The sequence below is a fragment of the Kitasatospora sp. NPDC002040 genome (genome assembly GCF_040296785.1).
Taxonomy (GTDB): Bacteria; Actinomycetota; Actinomycetes; order Streptomycetales; family Streptomycetaceae; genus Kitasatospora.
This window is the reverse complement of the sequence record NZ_JBEOXV010000003.1, coordinates 531,630-552,517: the sequence shown is the minus strand read 5'-3', so window position 1 is coordinate 552,517 and position 20,888 is coordinate 531,630. Positions and strand designations below refer to the sequence as shown.

Here is a 20,888-nt window from a genome sequence, read left to right as displayed (position 1 = left end):
GCCGGCGCGTGGTTGTCGCTCTATTCGCTACGAGTCGTAGCGTATCTGCTCCCGGGGCCGGTGCCGCAAGCCCTTCCGGGCAACCGGCGACGTGAGCTGCCCCACTTTCGACCGCCCCCCGGCTCCCGTTGCGGCCGGTATGTCGCTACCGTGTGCAGCTCAAGTTACTCGCAGGTAAACCGCAAGGAGGCTCGGTGGCCCCCACCACCCGGCAGCCCGCCGCCGCCCCGGACCCGACCGCGCCCCCACGCGGCAAGGGACGGCCCCGCAGCGCCGCCGCCGACCTCGCGATCCTGGACGCGACCCGGGCCGCGCTGGCCGAACTCGGCTGGGGCGGGGTCACCATGGGCCACGTCGCGACCCGGGCCGGCGTCGCCAAGACCACCCTCTACCGCCGCTGGCCGTCCAAGAACGAGCTCGTGGTCGACGCCGTCGCCAGCCTCTTCGACGACCTGGAGGTGGCCGACCTGGGCAGCCTGCGGGCCGACATCGAGGCCGTGGTCGCCCGCTTCGCCGAGCTGCTCTCCCGCCCCGAGACCCAGGCCGCCCTGCTCGCCCTGTTCGCCGAGGGCACCCGCGACCCGCTGCTCCGGCGGCGGATCAGGGAGCGGATCGTCGACCCGCAGAAGCACCTGGTCCAGCAGGGCCGGGCCAACGCCCAGGCCCGGGGCGAACTCGGCCCGGACCGCGACGAGCTGACGGCCGGTGAGGAGATCTCCATCATCTTCGACACCATCGCCGGCACCGTCGAGCACCGGATGCTGGTCAGCGGCGAACCCGTCACACCGGACTGGATCCACCGCTTCACCACCCTCCTGCTCAGCCCCCTCCCCGGCCTCTCGGCCGCCCTCGCGCTCCCTGAGCTGCCGGCCGAAAGCGCCTGAGGCCGACCGGAATTCAGGCGACATCGCAGGCCGACTGCGGCATGCTGCGGCGATGGATTTCACACTGGAGGGACCGGTCCTGGAGGGCGCCCGGGTACGCCTGGAGCCGCTGCGGGCACATCACGCGGCGGACCTGGCCGTGGCGGTCGAGGAGGACCGCGGTTCGTACGCGTTCACCTGGGTCCCGTCGGCGGCCGAGATCCCGGCGTACATCGAGGCCCAACTGGCCCGGGCTGCCGAGGGGAAGCTGGCCCCGTACGCACTGCTGGACCGGGCCTCGGGGCGGGCCGTCGGGGTGACCGCCTTCTGCGACCCGCGCCTGTGGCCGGCCGGGGACGCCCTGTTCGCGATCGAGGTCGGCTTCACCTGGCTCGCGGCGTCGGCCCAGGGCACCGGGCTGAACACCGAGGCCAAGTACCTGCTGTTCCGGCACGCGTTCGAGACCTGGGGCGTGGCCCGGCTCGACCTGAAGACCGATGCGCGCAACGGCCGTTCGCGGGCCGCGATCGAGCGCGTGGGCGCCCGGTTCGAGGGCGTGCTGCGGAACTGGTCCCGCTCCTCGGCCCCCGGCGAGGACGACCTGCTCCGCGACTCGGCGATCTTCTCGATCACCGCGGCGGAGTGGCCGCAGTGCCGGGCCGGGCTCGAACAGCGCCTCGGCCCGGCCCACTAACCGGACCGGCGGCTAGAACATCGCCGTCTCCTGGTAGGTGCCCCACTCGTCGCGGAGCGCGTTGCAGATCTCGCCGAGCGTCGCCTCCGCGCGGACGGCGGTGAGCATCGGCGGGATCATGTTCGCCCCCGAGCGCGCGGCGGCCAGCAGCTCGGCCAGCGCCGCCTGCACGGCCGCCCCGTCCCGCCCGGCCTTCCGCGCCGCGAGCACCCGCACCTGCTCCCGCTCCACCTCGTGGCTGACCCGGAGGATCTCCAGCTCCGGGGTGACGCTGCGCGGATGGCAGTTGACGCCGACCACCCGCTTCTCGCCCTTCTCCACACCCTGCTGGTAGGCGAAGGCCGCCTCCGCGATCTCCCCGGTGAAGAAGCCCTCCTCGATCCCGCGCAGGATGCCGGCGGTGATCGGCCCGATCGGGTGGTCCGCCGTGCCCTTGTCCAGGATCCGCTGGAAGATCTCCTCCGCCTGCTGCTCGATCCGGTCGGTCAGCGCCTCGACGTACCAGGAACCGCCCAGCGGGTCGGCCACGTTGGCGACGCCGGTCTCCTCCATCAGCACCTGTTGGGTCCGCAGCGCGATCTCCGCCGCCTGCTCGGACGGCAGCGCGAGCGTCTCGTCCAGCGCGTTGGTGTGCAGCGACTGCGTCCCGCCGAGCACCGCCGACAGCGCCTCGACCGCCGTCCGCACCACGTTGTTGTACGGCTGCTGGGCCGTCAGCGAGACGCCGGCGGTCTGGGTGTGGAACCGCAGCCACTGCGCCTTGTCGGTCTTCGCGCCGTACCGCTCCTTCATCCAGCGGGCCCAGATCCGGCGGGCCGCACGGAACTTGGCGATCTCCTCGAAGAAGTCCAGGTGCGCGTCGAAGAAGAACGACAGCCCGGGGGCGAAGACGTCCACGTCCAGTCCGCGGGAGAGGCCGAGCTCCACGTACCCGAAGCCGTCCGCCAGCGTGTAGGCGAGCTCCTGCGCGGCCGTCGCCCCGGCCTCGCGGATGTGGTAGCCGGAGACCGAGAGCGGCTTGTAGTCGGGGATGCCCGTGGCGCAGTACTCCATCAGGTCGCCGATCAGGCGCAGGTGCGGCTCGGGGGCGAAGAGCCACTCCTTCTGCGCGATGTACTCCTTGAAGATGTCGGTCTGCAGCGTGCCGTTGAGCACCGCCGGGTCGACGCCCTGGCGCTCAGCGGCCACCAGGTACATGCAGAAGACCGGCACCGCCGGGCCGCTGATCGTCATCGAGGTGGTGACGCCGCCGAGCGGGATGTCGTGGAACAGCACCTCCATGTCGGCGGCGGAGTCGATCGCCACCCCGCAGTGGCCGACCTCACCGAGCGACTTGGCGTCGTCGGAGTCGTAGCCCATCAGGGTCGGCATGTCGAAGGCGACCGAGAGGCCGCCGCCGCCGGAGTCCAGGATCATCCGGTAGCGCTCGTTGGTCTGCTCGGCGTTGCCGAAGCCGGCGAACTGGCGGATGGTCCACGTCCGCCCCCGGTAGCCGGTGGCGTGCAGGCCGCGGGTGTACGGGTACTCGCCCGGCCAGCCGATCCGCTCGAAGCCCTCGTACGCCTGGCCCGGCGGCGGGCCGTAGACCGGCTCCACCTGCTCGCCGCTCAGCGTGGTGAAGTCGGCGTCGCGCTTGCGGGCCTTGTCGTACCGCTGCTGCCAGCGGACTCGGCCGGCCTCGATCTCCTCGGCGTCCATCAGACTCCGACTCCACTCCGTGCGGCCGCTGCCTTGTGGGTGCGGGACCAGTTGCTTGGATGTCCTACTAATTTACTCGGACGTCCTAGTATCTGTCGATGGGCGTCCCCGAACGGCGAAGCGCCCCTCCCGTTTCCGGAAGGGGCGCTTCGGTGCCGCGGTGGCGGGCGGTCAGGCCCGGACGGGCTCGGTGCTGACGATCAGCGGGGCGATCTCGCGGGACACCCGGCGCTCGACGAAGAACGCGGCGGTCGGGACCGTCCCCGACAGCAGCACCCAGGCCAGCTTGCCCATCGGCCACTTGGCCTTGCTGCCGAGGTCGAAGGCGAAGACCAGGTAGACCACGTAGAGCCAGCCGTGCGCGATGCTGACCACCCGGGTGAAGTCGGCCGCACCCGACAGGTCCAGCACGTACTTGGCGATCACGCCCAGGGTCAACAGGACCAGCAGGACACCCGTCACATACGCCAGGACCCGGTAGCGGGTCAGCACACTCTGCTTCATGGCATCGAGGGTAACCGCCCTTACCGGGCGCCCCGCGCCAGGGTCACGGTCGGAAGTCGCCCGCCGCCACCCGGAGCGGCCGCAGCACCTCGAAGATCTGCCGGCACTGCTCCTGGTCGTAGCCCTCCAGGCCGAAGTCCATCGCCATCAGGTCCCGGGTGGCCTGCTCGACCGCCTCGCGGCCCCGGTCGGTGATGGCGGCCAGCACGCCGCGGCCGTCCAGCGGGTTGGGGCGCCGGGCCACCAGGCCGGAGCGCTCCAGCCGGTCGACGGTGTTGGTGACGCTGGTCGGGTGCACCATCAGGCGCTCGCCGATCTTGGAGAGCGAGAGCTCGCCGGTGCGGCTGAAGGTGAGCAGCACCAGGGCCTCGTACCGGGCGAAGGTCAGCCCGTACGGCTTGACCACGGCGTCCACCCGGCCGAGCAGGATCTGGTGGGCGCGCATCACCGAGGTGATCGCCGACATCGAGGGGACACCGCCCCAGCGGCTGGTCCAGAGTTCATCGGCGCGGGCGATCGGATCGAAGTCGAGAGCGAGGGGCTTGGCCACCCCCTTACCGTACCGGCGGGTCACCCTGCGGGTAGCAGGTGTCCACGATGGTGGACAAGACGGCCCTGCTGGCGGGCTTCCGCCACCGCCTCCCCCGGCCGGCCGGACCCGCCGGCACTCCAGCAACATCCTTGCCACAGTGGGCAGTTGGAGATCATCGAGCATCGGCGCAGCTGACCGCCCCCGAACCATGTTCGGTATGGCCGGACTTGACCGGAATGCCGGTCGTGCCCGGCCGCTCGGCCCGCTGGCGGGTGCTGGCCAACTCTCGGCGGATACCTGTCATTTCACGAACTGCATTGTCATGCTTCTGGCCAGCCCCGTCGCGACACCGGCCGCCCCACCCACTCCGGCCGATGCCGTCCGCCGCACGGAGCAGCACGTCAGCACCCGCTCCGCCCCGCCGGCCCCAACCCGGGTGCCCCGGAGTGAGGTGCGACCGCGCACACGCGGTTGATCCCGGAAGGAACCCGCACGTGAAGCGAAAGCTGACTGTCGGAGCCGCTCTCTCCGCCACGGTGATCCTCGCCAGCGCCATCCAGATCAGCGCCGGGACGGCCCAGGCCGCACCGGCCCCGGCGAACCAGGGCTCCGCCTTCCAGCGCGCCGAGCTGAAGGGGCTGGCCCAGGCCCACACCCCCGCCGTGGCCAAGGCCCTCGGCCTCGGTTCGGCCGAGGCCCTGGTGGCCAAGGACGCGGTGCTGGACACCTCCGGCGCCATGCACCTGCGCTTCGAGCGCACCTACTCCGGCCTCCCCGTCATCGGTGGCGACCTGGTCGCGCACCTCGGGGCGAACGGCAGGGTCACCTCGATCGACCGCGCCTCCGAGGCCACCCTGGCGCTGCCGGGCCTGACCCCGGCCGTGCCGGCCGAGAAGGCCGCCAAGCAGGCCACCGGCGCCGTCCAGGCCACCGTCGGCCAGACCATCGACAAGGACGACTCGCCGATCCGGGCCGTCACCGGCACCCAGAGCCCCGACCTGGTGGTCTGGGCCCAGTCCGGTACGCCGCGGCTGGCCTACCGGACCGTGGTCGAGGGCGTCCGGGAGGACGGCTCGCCCAGCGCCCAGCAGCTGGTCACCGACGCCGCCACCGGCGAGGTGCTCGCCACCCACGAGCAGTACCTGGCAAGTGTCGCCACCGGCAGCGGCAAGGGCGTCCACGTCGGCTCGGTCACCCTGACCACCAACTACACCGGCTCCCTCTACGAGTTGAGGGACACCACCCGGGGCAACACCCGGACCGTCGGCCTGGCCGGCGGCACCTCGGGCAACGGCACCCTGTTCACCGACGCGGACAACGTCTGGGGCAACGGGCTGGCCACCAACACCCAGTCCGCCGCGGTGGACGCCCAGTACGGCGCCGTGGCGACCTGGGACTACTACAAGAACAGCTTCAACCGCCTGGGCATCCGCAACGACGGTGTCGGCGCGGTCAGCCGGGTGCACTACGGCAGCAACTACGTCAACGCGTTCTGGAGCGACTCCTGCTTCTGCATGACGTACGGCGACGGCTCCGGCAACACCCACCCGCTGACCGCCATCGACGTCTCCGGCCACGAGATGACGCACGGCGTCACCGCCAACACCGCGGGCCTGGTCTACTCCGGCGAGTCCGGCGGTCTGAACGAGGCCACCTCGGACATCTTCGGCACCATGGTCGAGTGGTCCGCCAACCTGGCCGCCGACCCGGGTGACTACCTGATCGGCGAGAAGATCAACATCAACGGGAACGGCACGCCGCTCCGCTACATGGACAAGCCCTCCAAGGACGGCGCGTCCAAGGACTCCTGGTACTCCGGCGTCGGCAACGTCGACGTGCACTACTCCTCGGGCGTGGCGAACCACTTCTTCTACCTGCTCTCCGAGGGCAGCGGCGCCAAGGTCATCAACGGCGTCAGCTACAACAGCCCGACCTCCAACGGCTCGACCGTGGTGGGCATCGGCCGCACCAAGGCCGCCGCGATCTGGTACCGCGCGCTGACCGTGTACTTCACCTCCACCACCAACTACAAGGCCGCGCGCACCGCCACCCTGAAGGCGGCGAGCGACCTGTACGGCGCCACCAGCACCGAGTACAAGGCGGTCGCGGCCGCCTGGTCCGCGGTCAACGTCTGACCCCCGCGCACCGACGCACACCGGCCGGGCCCCTCGCAGGAGGGGCCCGGCCCTCGCGTTTCCGGGCCCAGGCCGTTTCCGGGCACGGCTAGCAGCCGCCGGGGAGGGCGATCAAGGGGACGCTCTGGCGAGGTCCCGCCAACGTCGCTTCTGGTACATACCAGGACAGCAATCGACGGCAACGCGGCCGCAACATTCGCATTGGTCTGGACAGTTGCCGAATTTCGACGGGTGTTCAGCTTCCGTTCGCGTCAAAACTCCGCTCCTGCGCCGGAATTACTCTGATTTGTCGGGTATGCCATGGCGTCGATCAGGCCACCACAGAGCGTGCCCGGCTGGCGGGAGCTGGCCAACTCTCAGCGGATACCTGTCATTTCACGAACTGCATTGTCATGCTTCTGGCCAGCCCCGTTACGGCGCCGGCCGCCCCACCACACCGGCCGACGCCGCTTGACCGCACGGAGCAGCACGTCAGCACCCGCTCCGCCCCTCAGGCACTAACCCCGGTGCCCCGGAGCGAGGTGCGACCGCGCACACGCGGTTGATCTTCGGAAGGAACCCGTACGTGAAGCGAAAGCTGACTGTCGGAGCCGCACTTTCGGCCACGGTGATCCTCGCCAGCGCCATCCAGGTCGGCGTGGGGACGGCGCAGGCCGCTCCCGTCGGCTCGCACGGCAAGGGATCGGCGCTGCAGCGCGCCGAGCTCAAGGACATCGCCCAGGCCTACGCCCCCGCCGTGGCCAAGGCGCTCGGCCTGGGCTCCGCGGAGGCGCTGGTCGCCAAGGACGCCGTGGTGGACGCCACCGGCGCCAAGCACCTGCGGTTCGAGCGCACCTTCGGCGGCCTCGCCGTCATCGGCGGCGACCTGGTCGCCCACCTGGCCCCGAACGGCAAGGTCACCTCGGTGGACCGGGCGACCGAGGCCACCCTCGCCCTGCCCAGCCTGACCCCCGCCGTGCCGGCCGAGAAGGCCGCCGAGAAGGCGAAGGGCGCCGTGCAGGCGACCGTCGGTGTGACCATCGACGAGGACCAGTCCCCGATCAAGGAGGTCACCGGTGCCTCCGCCGCGAAGCTGGTCGTCTGGGCCACCTCCGGCACCCCGCGGCTGGCCTACGAGACCGTGGTCGAGGGCGTCCGGGACAACGGCATACCCAGCGCGCAGAAGCTGGTCACCGACGCCGCCACCGGTGAGGTGCTCTCCACCCACGAGCAGTACCTGGCCGCCGCGGCGACCGGCAGCGGCAAGGGCGTGTTCGTCGGCTCGGTCACCCTGACCACCAACTCCAGTGGCAGCACGTACCAGTTGAAGGACCCCAGCCGGGGCAACATGTACACCACCACGCTCGCCAACAAGACCTCGGGCAACGGCACCCTGCTGACCGACACCGACAACGTCTGGGGCACCGGCCAGGTCTCCAGCGCCCAGTCGGCCGCGGTGGACGCCCAGTTCGGCGGCGCGGCGACCTGGGACTACTACAAGAACTCGTTCGGCCGCCTCGGCATCCGCAACGACGGTGTCGGCGCCTACAGCCGGGTGCACTACGGCCGCAACTACGTCAACGCGTTCTGGAGCGACACCTGCTTCTGCATGACGTACGGCGACGGCGCGAGCAACACCCACCCGCTGACCGAGCTGGACGTGGCGGGCCACGAGATGACGCACGGCGTCACCGCCAACACGGCCGGCCTGAACTACTCCGGCGAGTCCGGCGGCCTGAACGAGGCCACCTCGGACATCTTCGGCACCATGGTCGAGTTCAGCGCGAACCTCGCGGCCGACAAGGGCGACTACCTGATCGGCGAGCTGATCAACATCAACGGGGACGGCACGCCGCTCCGTTACATGGACAAGCCCTCGAAGGACGGCGGCTCGAAGGACGCCTGGTCCTCCACCCTCGGCTCGCTGGACGTGCACTACTCCTCGGGCCCGGCGAACCACTTCTTCTACCTGCTCTCCGAGGGCAGTGGCGCCAAGACCGTCAACGGCGTCAGCTACAACAGCCCGACCTCCAACGGCTCGACCCTGACCGGCATCGGCCGGGACAAGGCCGCGGCGATCTGGTACCGCGCGCTGACCGTGTACTGGACCTCCACCACCAACTACGCGGGCGCCCGCACCGGCACCCTCAAGGCGGCCTCCGATCTGTACGGCGCCACCAGCGCCGAGTACAAGGCGGTCGCGGCCGCCTGGTCCGGGGTCAACGTCAACTGACGTCCCGCCACCTGACACGCGAAAGCCCGGGCGCCTCGGAGGGGAGGCCCGGGCTTTCGCGCGTACGGCTGCGGTCAGGCGGCGGCGGGCTGCCCGGCGGCCGGGTACTCGCCGCGCTCCTCCTTGGCCAGCATCCGCTCGGCCACGAAGCCGCCGAACGGCAGCACCGAGAGCACGAACAGGATCGCGCCGCGCTTGGCGTCCCAGCGCTGCTTCTGCCAGGCCAGCGCGAGGAAGACCACGTACAGCACGAACAGGGCGCCGTGCACCGCGCCCATCACCGGCACGGCGTTGAAGTCGGTGGTGCGCTTCAGCACCGAGCAGACCAGCAGCAGGATGAACGACAGGCCCTCGGGGGCGGACACCAGGCGCAGACGGTGGACGGCACTGCTCTTCACGGCGGGGACCTCACTACGGGGGATCGGCGGGCTTGTGCTGCGTGGCTTGTGAACGGGCGCACAAACCGGCCACCCATTATGACTCGCCCTTTACCTTCCACCGGAGGCCGGGGCCGTGTACCGGATCTGTACCAGTGGCTCCCACCCCCTCCCCCGCGCCCGCCGGCGGCCGCTATGGTCACCGCGTGGCACAGTTTCGACTCCAGGGATCAAAGGTGCTCGCCGTCGACATGACGGGCGACGCGGTCAAGGCCCGTAACGGGTGCATGGTCGCCTACACCGGTCAGATGAACTTCAAGAAGCTCAGCGGCGGGGGGAACGGCCTCCGCGGCATGGTCACCCGTCGGCTGACGGGTGAGCAGATGGAGGTCATGGAGGTCCAGGGGCAGGGCACCTGCTTCTTCGCCGACCGGGCCACCGAGGTCAACCTCGTGCGGCTGAACGGCGAGACGCTGTACGTCGAGGCGGACAACCTGCTCTGCACCGAGGGCAGCCTGCACACCGGCACCAGCTTCACCGGCCTGAACGGGATGGCCTCCGGCACCGGCCTGTTCACCACCAAGGTGGACGGGCACGGCTGGGCCGCACTCACCTCCAAGGGTCCGGCGATCATCCTGCGGGTCTCCGGGGGGCAGCCGCTGCGGGTCGACCCGGGCGCGTACGTCGCGCACACCGGCAACCTCAACCGCGCGCTGAAGTCCGGCGGCGGCTGGACCACGCTGATCGGCGAGGGCGGTGGCGAGGCGATGCAGGTGGAGTTCACCGGCGAGGGCCTGGTCTACGTCCAGCCGTCCGAGCGGCTCACCTTCGGGGGCGACGTCTGATGCCGTTCACCAAGATCAACAGCAAGCTGATCGAGGCCAAGGTCTTCCCCGGGCAGCGGATCTTCAGCCAGCGCGGCTCGATGATCGCCTACACCGGCGAGGTCGGCTTCACCCCGAACCTGACCGGTGGTCAGGGCGGCGTGATGGGCATGATCGGCCGCCGGGTGGCCAACGAGGACGTCCCGCTGATGACCGTCGAGGGCCAGGGCACCGTGCTCTTCGGCCACGGCGGCCACCACATCCAGGTGATCGAGCTCAACGGCGACACCCTCAACGTCGAGGCCGACCGGCTGCTCGCCTTCGACGGCACGCTCCGGCAGACCACCGTCTTCCTCGGCTCGCAGGGCGGCGTGATGGGCATGGTGCGCGGCCAGGTCAGCGGACAGGGCCTGTTCACCACCCAGCTCAGCGGCCAGGGTTCGGTCGCGGTGATGGCGCACGGCGGCTTCGTCGAACTGCCGATCACCCCGAACCAGCCGGTGCACGTCGACCCGCAGGCCTACGTGGCCCACCGCGGCCAGATCCAGAACAAGCTGTCCACCTCGGTGGGTTGGCGCGACATGGTCGGCCGGGGCTCCGGCGAGGCGTTCCAGCTGGAGCTGTCCGGCAACGGTGTGGTGTACGTCCAGGCGAGCGAGGAGAAGCTCTGATGTCCTACCCGCCCCAGTACCCGCCGCAGCAGCCCGGCTACCCCCAGCAGCAGGGCTACCCGCAGCAGCAGCCGGGCTACCCGCCCCAGCAGCCCGGCTACGGCGCGCCCCAGCAGCAGCCGTACCCGGCCCAGCCCGGCGCCGGCCCCGAGGTGCACGACGCGCACAGCCTGCCGGTCAACGACAACGTCAACCCGTACGCCTTCTCGGTGGACCTGAACGGCCCGTACTACCTGCAGAAGGGGAAGATGATCGCCTACTACGGCGACGTCCGCTTCTCCGGGATCGGCCACGGCTCGATCGACCGCGCACTCGGCCGCAACTTCAACTCCCCGCTGCACGCCAGCGACTGGGTGGTGGCCGAGGGCCGGGGCAAGCTGCTGCTGGCCGACCGTGCCTTCGACCTCAACTCGTACGACCTGGAGAACGGCAACCTGACGGTCCGTTCGGGGAACCTGCTGGCCTTCGAGCCGACTCTGGCGCTGAAGCAGTCCATCATCCCGGGCTTCCTCACCCTGATCGGGACGGGCAAGTTCGTCGCCGCCTCGAACGGCCCGGTGCACTTCATCGAGCCGCCGGTCCGGGTGGACCCGCAGGCCCTGGTCGGCTGGGCCGACTGCCCCGCGCCCTGCCACCACTACGACCACGGCTACATGCACGGCGTGCTGGGCGGCCTGCGCCAGCTGACCGGCCTGGGCGGTGCCTCCGGCGAGGAGCACCAGTTCGAGTTCATCGGGGCCGGCACGGTGCTGATCCAGTCCAGCGAGACCCTGATGGCCGAGCGCTCGGTCGGCGTGGTGCACGCGGAGGCGGGCGTCCCCGGCGGCGGGTACGGCGTGCCGCAGCAGCAGGGCCACGGCCAGAGCCAGCTGCCGAACGTCAACGTCCCCGGGCTGGGGAATCTGGGCGACCTCGGGCGGCGCTTCGGTCTGTAGCGCCGGTAGGTTCTGCAGTCCGTCTAATTGTATAACTTTTAACAACCTCGGCTATAGTGGTTGCCATGGACACCCCCGCCGACACCCCCGCAGCGGTCTCCTCCTCGTCCTCGGCGGAGGAGGAGACCCCCTGGCTCTCCGCCAAGGAGCAGCAGTTCTGGCGCGCCCACCTGGAGGTCAGCCACCTGCTGGACTACCAGCTCGGCCGCGAGCTGCAACCCCACGGCCTGGCGAACAACGACTACGAGATCCTGGTGGTGCTCTCCGAGTCCCCCGACCGGCGGATGCGGATGACCGACCTCGCCACCGCCACCCTCCAGTCCAAGAGCCGGCTCTCGCACCAGATCACCCGGATGGAGAACGCCGGTCTGGTGCTCCGTCAGGAGTGTCCGGGCGACCGCCGGGGCCTGTTCGCCCACCTCACCGAGCACGGCTGGGACATCCTGCAGAAGGTCGCGCCCGACCACGTCCGCTCGGTCCGGCACCACTTCATCGACCGCTTCACCCCGGAGCAGATCGACGCCCTCCACGCCGCCCTCGCCCCGGTCGCGGAACACCTCCGCAGCCTGCGGGGACGGAGCTAGGGCGCGCTGGGCCCGGTCTGACTCCGGGTCAGGCTCGCGACCAGCGAGTCGGCCGCACCGTACGGGTCGAGCGTGCCGTCGGCGACGCGCTCGGCCAGCGCCGACAGGTGGCGGTCCCCGTGCAGGTCCCCGATCCGGGCCCGGAGCGCGGCGAGCGCGATCGCCTCCACTTCGTCCGCCGCGCGCCGCCGCCGGCGCACCGCCAGCTCCCCGGTCTCGGCCAGCCAGGCCCGGTGCTTCTCCAGTGCCTCGACCACCTCGTCGATGCCCTCGCCCCGGGCGGCCACGGTCTTGACGATCGGCGGCCGCCAGGCGCCGGCGCCCCGCGCCTCCCCGAGCCCGAGCATGTGGTTCAGCTCCCGGGCCGTCGCGTCGGCCCCGTCCCGGTCGGCCTTGTTGACCACGAAGACGTCGCCGATCTCCAGGATCCCGGCCTTCGCCGCCTGGATGCCGTCCCCCATGCCGGGGGCGAGCAGCACCACCGTGGTGTCGGCCTGGGCCGCCACCTCGACCTCGGACTGCCCGACGCCGACGGTCTCCACCAGGATCACGTCGCAGCCGGCCCCGTCCAGCACCCGCAGGGCCTGCGGGGCGGACCAGGACAGCCCGCCGAGGTGCCCCCGGGTGGCCATCGAGCGGATGAAGACGTCCGGGTCGGTGGCGTGGTCCTGCATCCGGACCCGGTCGCCCAGCAGCGCCCCGCCGGAGAACGGCGAGGAGGGGTCGACCGCCAGCACGCCGACCCGCTTGCCGAGCCGCCGGTACGCGGAGACCAGCGCGGAGGTCGAGGTGGACTTGCCCACCCCGGGCGATCCGGTCAGTCCGACGGTGTAGGCCCGGCCGGTGTACGGCGCCAGTGCCGCCATCGCCTCCCGCAGCTGCGGGGCGGCGTTCTCCACCAGCGAGATCAGCCGTGCCACGGCGCGCGGGCGGCCCTCCCGGGCCTGCTCGACCAGCGTGGGGACGTCGATCATCAGCATGCTCCTAGATCGGAACGGGGCCGCCGGAGCAGAAACCTCCGGCGGCCCCGACGTTACGTCAGGCCGGATCAGGCCTTGGGCACCCGGACGATGAGCGCGTCACCCTGACCGCCGCCGCCGCAGAGCGCGGCCGCGCCGACCCCGCCGCCGCGGCGCTGGAGCTCCAGCGCCAGGTGCAGCACCACGCGGGCGCCGGACATCCCGATCGGGTGGCCGAGCGCGATCGCGCCGCCGTTCACGTTGACCTTGTCCTCGGTGACGCCGAGGTCCTTCATCGACTGGTGCGAGACGGCCGCGAAGGCTTCGTTGATCTCGATCAGGTCGAGGTCCTCGACGCCGATGCCCTCCTTGCCGAGGGCGTGCTTGATGGCGTTGGACGGCTGCGACTGGAGCGAGTTGTCCGGGCCCGCGACGTTGCCGTGCGCGCCGATCTCGGCGATCCAGCTCAGGCCCAGCTCCTCAGCCTTGGCCTTGCTCATCACGATCACCGCGGCGGCGCCGTCGGAGATCTGCGAGGCGGTGCCGGCCGTGATGGTGCCGTCCTTGGTGAAGGCCGGGCGCAGCTTGGCCAGCGTCTCCACCGTGGTCTCGCCGCGGATGCCCTCGTCCTGGCTGAAGACGACCGGGTCGCCCTTGCGCTGCGGGATCTCGACCGGGACGATCTCGGCGTCGAAGACACCGTTCTTCTGCGCGGCGGCGGCGCGCTGGTGCGAGAGCGCGGCCAGGTGGTCCTGGATCTCGCGGCCGATGCCGAGCCGGGCGTTGTGCTTCTCGGTCGACTCGCCCATCGGGATGGACTCGTAGGCGTCGGTCAGGCCGTCGTGGGCCATCGAGTCGAGCAGCTCGATCGCGCCGTACTTGTAGCCCTCGCGGGACTTCGGCAGCAGGTGCGGGGCGTTGGTCATCGACTCCTGGCCGCCGGCCACCACGATGTCGAACTCGCCCGCGCGGATCAGCTGGTCGGCCAGCGCGATCGCGTCCAGACCGGAGAGGCAGACCTTGTTGATGGTCAGCGCCGGGACGTTCAGCGGGATGCCGGCCTTCACCGCGGCCTGGCGGGCCGGGATCTGGCCCGCCCCGGCCTGGAGCACCTGGCCCATGATCACGTACTGGACCTGGTCGGGGGTCAGGCCGGCCCGCTCGACCGCGGCCTTGATCGCGAAACCGCCGAGCTCGGCGCCGGAGAAGCCCTTGAGCGAGCCGAGCAGCCGGCCCATCGGGGTTCGGGCACCTGCGACGATCACTGAAGTAGTCATGAGACGAGCCCCTTCGCGCGTCAAGGCCATGAGGGTGTGGGGATGCGGCCTCAATGTACTGACCCGTAACCCGTGCGTCACCGCAGCCGAGGTGTGATCAGCGGCACGTGTCACTGCCCGGTCAACACCGTGTCAGCACGGCTTGGGTGAATTGTGAGCAGGCTCGCACGCGGCATGCTGGCGCTGCCTCAACTCGGTGCGCTGCACTGGTACCCGCCCTTCAAACCCTTCACTCCTTCCGGAGGCCAGCCGTGCTGACCCGCATCGACCACATCGGGATCGCCTGCTTCGACCTGGACAAGACGGTCGAGTTCTACCGCGCCACCTACGGCTTCGAGGTCTTCCACAGCGAGGTGAACGAGGAGCAGGGCGTCCGCGAGGCGATGCTGCGGATCAACGGCACCGACGACGGCGGCGCCTCCTACCTCCAGCTGCTGGAGCCGACCCGGGAGGACTCCACCGTCGCCAAGTGGCTGGCGAAGAACGGCGAGGGCGTGCACCACATCGCCTTCGGCACCGCGGACGTGGACGGCGACGCCGCCGACATCAGGGGCAAGGGCGTCCGGGTGCTGTACGACGAGCCCCGGATCGGCTCGATGGGCTCCCGGATCACCTTCCTGCACCCCAAGGACTGCGGCGGCGTGCTGACCGAACTGGTCACCTCGGCGGCCACCGGGCACTGACCCGGGGAGCGGGGTCGTACACCTGCGACCCCGCTCACGACCCGTCGGTAACCTTGGAAAACCCCCACTCGCCCATTCCCCTGCGGGCCGCGCCCACTACAATGCCGAAGTGCGCAAAGCTCCGGGGAGGACCGGTCCGGCGGGCACGGCCGATGGCGGGCGCAGCGGTGGCTGGTCCCGGCACAAGGGGAGTCCACCAACCGGGCGCGGCTGAACAGCCGCAGTTCGGATCTGTCACCATTCTCCACAGGCAAGAGTTCGCTCAGGAGTCCACCCGGACGGCGGAGCGCGATTTCGTCGCGCGCCGTTGACCGGCGGCTCCGACCGTGGCATCCGCCACGGCTGCAAGGACCAGCCGATCCGGCCCCGCAGCGGGGATCCCCGGACGGCCGGGTCGAGGACGCGACCAGGAGATGGATGGGACCGCGGAGTGCGGGGCAACGACCGCTACGAGGCTGACGATCACCTCTCCCAGTTCGAGGCCGAGATGGATCGGACTCGCAAGGAGCGGGACAAGACCGTCCAGCATGCCGAGGACCTCGCCTACCAGGTGGAGGTGCTCCGGGCCAAGCTGCACGAATCCCGTCGGCAGCTCGCCCAGCCGCGCGCCTTCGACTCCGTCTCCGGGCAGGCCGAGCAGCTCCTGCACAACGCCGAGATGCAGGCCCAGCAGCTCCGCGCCGAGGCCGAGCGCCAGCTCCGCGACTCCCAGGCGGCCACCCAGCGGCTGATGGCCGAGGCCGCCGAGCGCACCGCCAGGCTGGAGGCCGAGCTGGCCGCCCGCCGCCGCCAGCTGGACGAGGAGCTCGCCGAGCTGCGCCGCAGCGCCGAGCGCCACGTCAACGAGAACGTCTCCTGGGCCGAGCAGACCAGGGCCGGTACCGAGCAGGAGTCCCAGCGGCTGCTGCAGGAGGCCCAGGTCGAGGCCGAGCGGATGGTCGCCGCCGCCCGGGCCGAGGCCGCCGCGCTGGCCGACCACGCGCGGGCCCAGACCGCCGCCGACGTGGACGCCGCCCGGGGCGAGGCCAGGGCCGCCGCCGAGGCCGCCCTGGTCCGGGCCCAGAACGACGCCGAGCGCCTGCTCCAGGCCGCCTCCGAGCAGGCCCAGCAGGCCAACGCCCAGGCCCAGGCCGTCACCGGCGAGGCCCAGCAGCAGCTGGCCGGCGCCCAGGCCGCCGCCGAGCAGCAGCTCGCGGTCGCCCGGGACGAGATCACCCGGCTCAAGCAGCAGGCCGCCGAGGACCAGCAGCGCGCCACCGAGGCGCTGGACCAGGCCCAGGCGGAGATAGAGCGGCTGCGTACCGAGGCGCTGGCCGAGGCCGAGCGGGCCCGGCAGGAGGCCGCCGAGCTGCGCGCCCGGGCCGAGGCCGCCGCCGAGCAGCTGCAGATCGAGGCGGAGGCCGCGGTGCAGCGGCTGGTCGCCGACGGCGAGGCCGCCAGCGACCAACGTTCGCAGACCGCCAAGGCCGAGATCGCCCGGATGGTGGCCACCGCCACCAAGGAGACCGACCGGATCAAGGCCGAGGCCGCCAACGCGAAGGCCGAGGCGGAGGCCGCCAAGGCCGCCGCCGCCGAGGAGAGCGAGCGGCTGCGCGGCGCGGCCGAGAGCGTCGCCACCCAGCTGCGGAACGAGGCCGAGGCGGCCATCGCCGAGCTGCGCGCCGAGGCCGAGCAGGAGGTCGCCGCGCTCCGGGCGGAGGCGACCGCCGCCGCCGAGCAGCTGGCCGCCGAGGCGCGGGAGGCGGGCCGGGCCGAGGGGGCCAAGGACGCCACCGTGCACCTGGCCAAGGCGGCCAAGCAGGCCGAGGAGGCACTGGCCCGCGCCCGGGCCGAGGCCGAGGCCGCCGTCACGGCGGCCGGCACCGAGGCGGAACGGCTGCGCGCCGAGGCGTCCGCCGAGGCCGAGCAGCTGCTCGGCCAGGCCAGGGCCGCGATGGAGCAGGCCCAGAACGCCGCCCTGGAGGATGCCGCCGCACTCCGTGAGCAGATCCGCCAGGCCCACGAGGAGGCGGCCCAACTCCGCACCGAGGCCGAGGAGTTGCGCAGTCAGGCGGCCACTGCGGCGGAGCGGATGGAGAGCGAGGCCCGCCGGCAGGCGTCGCTCCGGATCGAGGAGTCCGCGAAGACCGCCGAGGAGCTGCTGACCAAGGCCAAGGCCGGTGCGGACGAGCTGCGCGCGGGTGCCGCCGCCGAGGTGGAGCGGCTGCGCGAGCAGACCGAGGCGCAGGCCGTGGAGACCCAGGGCCGGGCCGAGCAAACCCTGGCCCGGGCCCGGGCCGAGGCGGAGAAGCTGATCGCCACCGCCGAGCAGCAGGGCCAGGACGCGGTCACCGCGGCCAAGGCCGCCGCCGCCGAGAACCGCGGTGCCGCCGAGCGGGAGACCGCCGAACTCCGCCGCGAGGCGACCGAGTTCGACCAGCGGGTCCGGGCCGAGGCGCAGGCCGCGGCCGAGCAGCTGGCCGCCGAGAGCCGGGGCGCCGCCGAGGCGGCCCGGGCCGAGGCTGCCGAGTGGGCCGACAACCACCGTGCCGGAGCCGAGAGTTGGGCACTCCAGCAGCGCGGCGAGGCGGAGGCCGACGCCAACGCGCTGCGGGAGGAGAGCCGGCGCGAGCGGGCCGAGGCCAGCGCCGCGCTGGAGCGCGAGCAGCGCGAGACCGCCGAGCTGCTGGCCGCCGCCGGGGCCGAGCGGGCCGAGGCCGCCAGCACCGCCGCCGAACTCCGCGCCACCGCCGAGCGGGAGACCGCCGAGCTGCGCGCCCGGGCCGCCGCCGAGACCACCGAACTCACCGAGCGCACCGCCGCCGAGGTGGCCGCACTGCGCGCCGCGGCCGAGGCGGAGACCACCGCGCTGCACAGCCGGGTCTCCGCCGAGACCACCGAGCTGGCCGAGCGCACCGCCGTCGAGGCAGCCGAACTCCGGGCCACCGCCGAGCGGGAGAGCGCCGAACTCCGGGCCGCCGCCCAGGCGGAGAGCACCGCCCTCACCGAGCGCACCGCCACCGCGACCGCCGAGCTGCTCGCCGCCGCCGAGGACGAGGCCGCCGCACTGCGCGCCGAGGGCGCCCGTGAGCTGGCCGAGGCCCAGGACCGGGCCGCGACCGCCGTGGCCGAGGTCGGCGAACTGCGCGCCGAGGCCACCGCCGAGATCGCCGAGCTGCGGGCCGGGGCCGAGCGCCGGGCGGCCGAGCTGGTCTCCGCCGCCGAGGACGAGGCCGCCGGGACCCGGCAGTCGGTGGCCGGTCTGTACGAGACCGCCTCCCAGCAGATCGCCGAACTGCGCGCCACCGCCGAGCGGGAGAGCACCGAGACCCGCGAGCTGGCCGAGCTGGAAGCGGCCGAGCTGCGCGAGACCGCCGAGCGGGAGAGCGCCGAACTCCGGGCCGCCGCCGAGGCCGAGGCCACCGCACTGCACGAGCGGACGGCCGCCGAGCTGACCGCCGCCCGGGAGGCCGCCGACGCCGAAATCGGCCGGCAGCGCGCCGAGGCGCAGGCGTACGACCAGCAGCTGCGGGCCGAGGCGGAGGCCGAGCGCGCGGACGCGCTGGGCTTCGCCGAGCAGCGCCGGGCCGAGGCCGAGGCGCAGGCCGGGCGCACCGTCCAGGAGGCCGACGAGCGGGCCGCCGCCGCGATCGCCGAGGCGGAGGACTTCGCCGCCGCGCTGCGGGCCGAGGCGGAGGAGTACGCGCTGGCCACCCGCACCCTGGCGGAGGACTACGAGACCTCCACCCGGAGCCGGGCCGACGCGTACGACCGGGAGACCAGGGAGGCCGCCGAGCAGTTCGACAAGGCCACCCGGGAGCAGGCCAAGTCGGTGCTGGAGAAGGCGTTCGCGGACGCCGAGTCGCTCGGCGAGGACGCCCAGACCACCGCGCTGGCCACCACCGCCGCCGCCGAGGAGCAGGCCGACGCGATGGTGGCGGCCGCCCGCAAGGAGGCCGAGCGGCTCACCGCCGCCGGCGAGGCGGCCGGCCAGGGCGAGGTGGAGCGCGCCAGGGCGGACGCCGACGCGCTGCTCTCCGAGGCCCGGCGGGACGCCACCGCGGTCCGTGAGCGGGCCGAGGAGCTGCGCGAGCGCACCGACGCCGAGATCGAGGCGCTGCACGAGCGGGCCCGCAAGGAGAACGCGCAGGCCATGAAGTCCGCCGGCGAGCGGGTGGACACCTTGGTGACGGCGGCTCAGGAGCAGCTCACCGAGGCCGAGGAGCAGGCGGCGGCCACCGTCGCCGGGGCCGAGGAGAAGGCCGCCGCGCTGGTCACGGGCGCGGAGGAGAAGGCCGCCGAGCTCACCTCGGAGGCGTCGACGGAGGCCGGCAAGGTCCGGATCTCGGCCGTGCGGAAGGCCGAGGGGCTGCTCAAGGAGGCGGAGCAGAAGCTCGCCGACTCCACGGCGCGCGCCGACCGCCTTCGCACCGAGGCGGAGGAGGCGCTCGCCGCCGCCCAGGAGGAGGCCGAGCAGCAGCTCGAAGCCGCCTCCGAGCAGGCCGAGAAGCGGCTGCGCCGGGCCGAGGAGGGCGCGGAGGAGCAGCTCTCGCAGGCCGCCGAGGAGGCCGAGCGACTGCTCGCCGAGGCAAAGGCCGAGGCGCAGCGCGTGACCGACGAGGGCCGCCGGGAGTTGGACGAACTGGTCCGCCGGCGCAAGGACATCAACACCGAGATCTCTCGGGTACAGGATGTGCTGTCCGCGCTGGAGGCCTTTGAGGCACCGTCACCGGTCGCGCAGGGCAACGGGGGAAGCAGTGGCAAGAAGGACGGGGCGCCGAAGGCCGGTGCCGGTGTGGGCGCACCCCGTTCGGGTGGCAATCGCTCCGGTGGCGCACCACCCGATTGAGCGGACATTGTCCGCGAAGCAACGGCGTTTCGCCGTCGACACTCCGATAACGTGTCAGGATTCCCCCAACCACCTCAGCGGTTAACGACAGGAAGCCCAGAACCCCATGAGCGACAGTCACTCCCCTCACGGCTTCGACCTGGTGCGCCGTGGGTACGAGCGCGCCCAGGTCGACGAGCGGATCACCAAGCTGGTGGCCGACCGCGACTCCGCGCTGACCAGGATCGGTGCGCTGGAGAAGCGCATCGAGGAGCTCCACCTGGAGACCCAGAGCGCCCAGGCCGCGGTCAGCGATGCCGAGCCGTCGTACGCCGGGCTCGGTGCCCGGGTCGAGAAGATCCTCCGCCTGGCCGAGGAGGAGGCGAAGGACCTGCGCGACGAGGCGCACCGCGCCGCCGAGCAGCACCGCGAGCTGGCCGAGGCCGCTGCCCAGCAGGTCCGCACCGAGGCGGAGAACTACGCCAAGGACCGCAAGGCCAAGGCCGAGGACGAGGGTCTGCGGATCGTCGACAAGGCCAAGAGCGACAGCGCCCAGCTGCGCGCCGAGGCCAACAAGGACGCGCAGAACAAGCGTGAGGAGGCGGACGCCCTCTTCGAGGAGACCCGCACCAAGGCCGCGCAGGCCGCGCTGGAGTTCGAGACCAACCTGGCCAAGCGCCGCGAGCAGTCCGAGCGCGACCTGGCGGCCCGTCAGGCCAAGGCCGAGAAGCGCCTGGCCGAGATCGAGCACCGGGCCGAGCAGCTCCGCCTGGAGGCCGAGAAGCTCCGCACCGACGCCGAGCGCCGCGCCCGCCAGACGGTGGAGACGGCCCAGCGCCAGTCCGAGGACATCGTGGCCGACGCGAACGCCAAGGCCGACCGGATCCGCAGCGAGTCCGAGCGCGAGCTGGCGGCGCTCACCAACCGCCGCGACTCGATCAACGCCCAGCTCACCAACGTGCGCGAGATGCTCGCCACGCTGACCGGCGCGGCCGTGGCCGCCGCCACCCTGCCGACGGACGACGCCCTCGGCGTCCCCGCCCAGCAGTCCCGCTGACGCCTGATCAGAAGCGGGCCCGCACCTCCCTCCGGGGGTGCGGGCCCGCTTTTTCGTTCTCGCCCCGAGACTCCGG

17 protein-coding genes are annotated in these 20,888 nt (G+C 72.2%); 11 read left to right on the top strand and 6 right to left on the bottom strand.

All coding sequences use genetic code 11. The features are described 5' to 3' along the window. The first annotated feature begins 194 nt into the window (after positions 1-194). The gene (locus tag ABT118_RS12765) at positions 195-884 is read left to right on the top strand and encodes a TetR/AcrR family transcriptional regulator (RefSeq protein ID WP_350664074.1); all 690 of its coding nucleotides are present in this window, start codon (positions 195-197) and stop codon (positions 882-884) included. Positions 885-936: 52 nt separating this feature from the next. Beyond that, entirely contained in the window at positions 937-1,557 is a 621-nt protein-coding gene (locus tag ABT118_RS12760) for a GNAT family N-acetyltransferase (RefSeq protein WP_350664059.1), read from the top strand. A 12-nt stretch (positions 1,558-1,569) separates the two neighbouring features. On the opposite strand, the gene icmA is transcribed toward ABT118_RS12760, so the two are convergent. From icmA to ABT118_RS12745, 3 genes are all read right to left on the bottom strand, one after another. Next, entirely contained in the window at positions 1,570-3,255 is a 1,686-nt protein-coding gene (gene icmA, locus ABT118_RS12755) for a coenzyme B12-dependent isobutyryl-CoA mutase large subunit (protein ID WP_350664047.1), read from the bottom strand. 171 nt (positions 3,256-3,426) lie between these two features. Continuing rightward, positions 3,427-3,759: a DUF3817 domain-containing protein gene (locus tag ABT118_RS12750; RefSeq protein WP_350664031.1), complete on the bottom strand. Its 333-nt coding sequence runs from the start codon at positions 3,757-3,759 to the stop codon at positions 3,427-3,429. A gap of 43 nt (positions 3,760-3,802) precedes the next feature. Then, a complete protein-coding gene (locus ABT118_RS12745; protein WP_350664022.1) occupies positions 3,803-4,309 on the bottom strand; it encodes a MarR family winged helix-turn-helix transcriptional regulator in 507 nt (168 codons plus the stop codon). A gap of 476 nt (positions 4,310-4,785) precedes the next feature. Here ABT118_RS12745 and ABT118_RS12740 point away from each other — a divergent pair, with 476 nt between their 5' ends. Together ABT118_RS12740 and ABT118_RS12735 are read left to right on the top strand one after the other, a co-directional pair. Next, a complete protein-coding gene (locus ABT118_RS12740; protein ID WP_350664012.1) occupies positions 4,786-6,426 on the top strand; it encodes a M4 family metallopeptidase in 1,641 nt (546 codons plus the stop codon). A 565-nt stretch (positions 6,427-6,991) separates the two neighbouring features. Then, positions 6,992-8,638 (top strand): M4 family metallopeptidase, encoded by a 1,647-nt coding sequence (locus tag ABT118_RS12735; RefSeq protein ID WP_350664007.1) that lies wholly within the window; start codon positions 6,992-6,994, stop codon positions 8,636-8,638. Positions 8,639-8,712: 74 nt separating this feature from the next. Here the strand turns inward: ABT118_RS12735 and ABT118_RS12730 are convergent, their stop codons facing one another. Further along, positions 8,713-9,036, bottom strand: a complete 324-nt coding sequence (locus ABT118_RS12730; RefSeq protein ID WP_350663998.1) for a DUF3817 domain-containing protein — start codon at positions 9,034-9,036, stop codon at positions 8,713-8,715. Positions 9,037-9,221: 185 nt separating this feature from the next. Here ABT118_RS12730 and ABT118_RS12725 point away from each other — a divergent pair, with 185 nt between their 5' ends. The 4 genes from ABT118_RS12725 (at position 9,222) to ABT118_RS12710 (ending at position 12,029) form a co-directional block, all read left to right on the top strand. Continuing rightward, a complete protein-coding gene (locus ABT118_RS12725) occupies positions 9,222-9,860 on the top strand; it encodes an AIM24 family protein (RefSeq protein ID WP_350663989.1) in 639 nt (212 codons plus the stop codon). Beyond that, positions 9,860-10,510 carry an AIM24 family protein gene (locus tag ABT118_RS12720; RefSeq protein WP_350663982.1) on the top strand — a complete coding sequence of 217 codons (651 nt, stop codon included), beginning with the start codon at positions 9,860-9,862 and terminating at the stop codon, positions 10,508-10,510. Before ABT118_RS12725 ends, ABT118_RS12720 begins: the two co-directional genes overlap by 1 nt. Then, positions 10,510-11,445, top strand: a complete 936-nt coding sequence (locus tag ABT118_RS12715) for an AIM24 family protein (protein ID WP_350663971.1) — start codon at positions 10,510-10,512, stop codon at positions 11,443-11,445. Before ABT118_RS12720 ends, ABT118_RS12715 begins: the two co-directional genes overlap by 1 nt. 65 nt (positions 11,446-11,510) lie before the next feature. Further along, a complete protein-coding gene (locus ABT118_RS12710; RefSeq protein WP_350663960.1) occupies positions 11,511-12,029 on the top strand; it encodes a MarR family winged helix-turn-helix transcriptional regulator in 519 nt (172 codons plus the stop codon). On the opposite strand, the gene meaB is transcribed toward ABT118_RS12710, so the two are convergent. Both meaB and ABT118_RS12700 read right to left on the bottom strand, forming a co-directional pair. Beyond that, a complete protein-coding gene (gene meaB / locus ABT118_RS12705) occupies positions 12,026-13,003 on the bottom strand; it encodes a methylmalonyl Co-A mutase-associated GTPase MeaB (protein WP_350663946.1) in 978 nt (325 codons plus the stop codon). The genes ABT118_RS12710 and meaB overlap by 4 nt on opposite strands. A gap of 74 nt (positions 13,004-13,077) precedes the next feature. Beyond that, a complete protein-coding gene (locus tag ABT118_RS12700; RefSeq protein ID WP_350663928.1) occupies positions 13,078-14,265 on the bottom strand; it encodes an acetyl-CoA C-acetyltransferase in 1,188 nt (395 codons plus the stop codon). 251 nt (positions 14,266-14,516) lie between these two features. Here ABT118_RS12700 and mce point away from each other — a divergent pair, with 251 nt between their 5' ends. From mce to ABT118_RS12685, 3 genes are all read left to right on the top strand, one after another. After that, positions 14,517-14,948 carry a methylmalonyl-CoA epimerase gene (gene mce / locus ABT118_RS12695; protein WP_350663913.1) on the top strand — a complete coding sequence of 144 codons (432 nt, stop codon included), beginning with the start codon at positions 14,517-14,519 and terminating at the stop codon, positions 14,946-14,948. Positions 14,949-15,378: 430 nt separating this feature from the next. Further along, positions 15,379-19,776 (top strand): polarized growth protein Scy-related protein, encoded by a 4,398-nt coding sequence (locus tag ABT118_RS12690; RefSeq protein WP_350663894.1) that lies wholly within the window; start codon positions 15,379-15,381, stop codon positions 19,774-19,776. A 106-nt stretch (positions 19,777-19,882) separates the two neighbouring features. Then, positions 19,883-20,812 (top strand): coiled-coil domain-containing protein, encoded by a 930-nt coding sequence (locus tag ABT118_RS12685; protein ID WP_350663884.1) that lies wholly within the window; start codon positions 19,883-19,885, stop codon positions 20,810-20,812. The last annotated feature ends 76 nt before the right edge of the window (positions 20,813-20,888 follow it).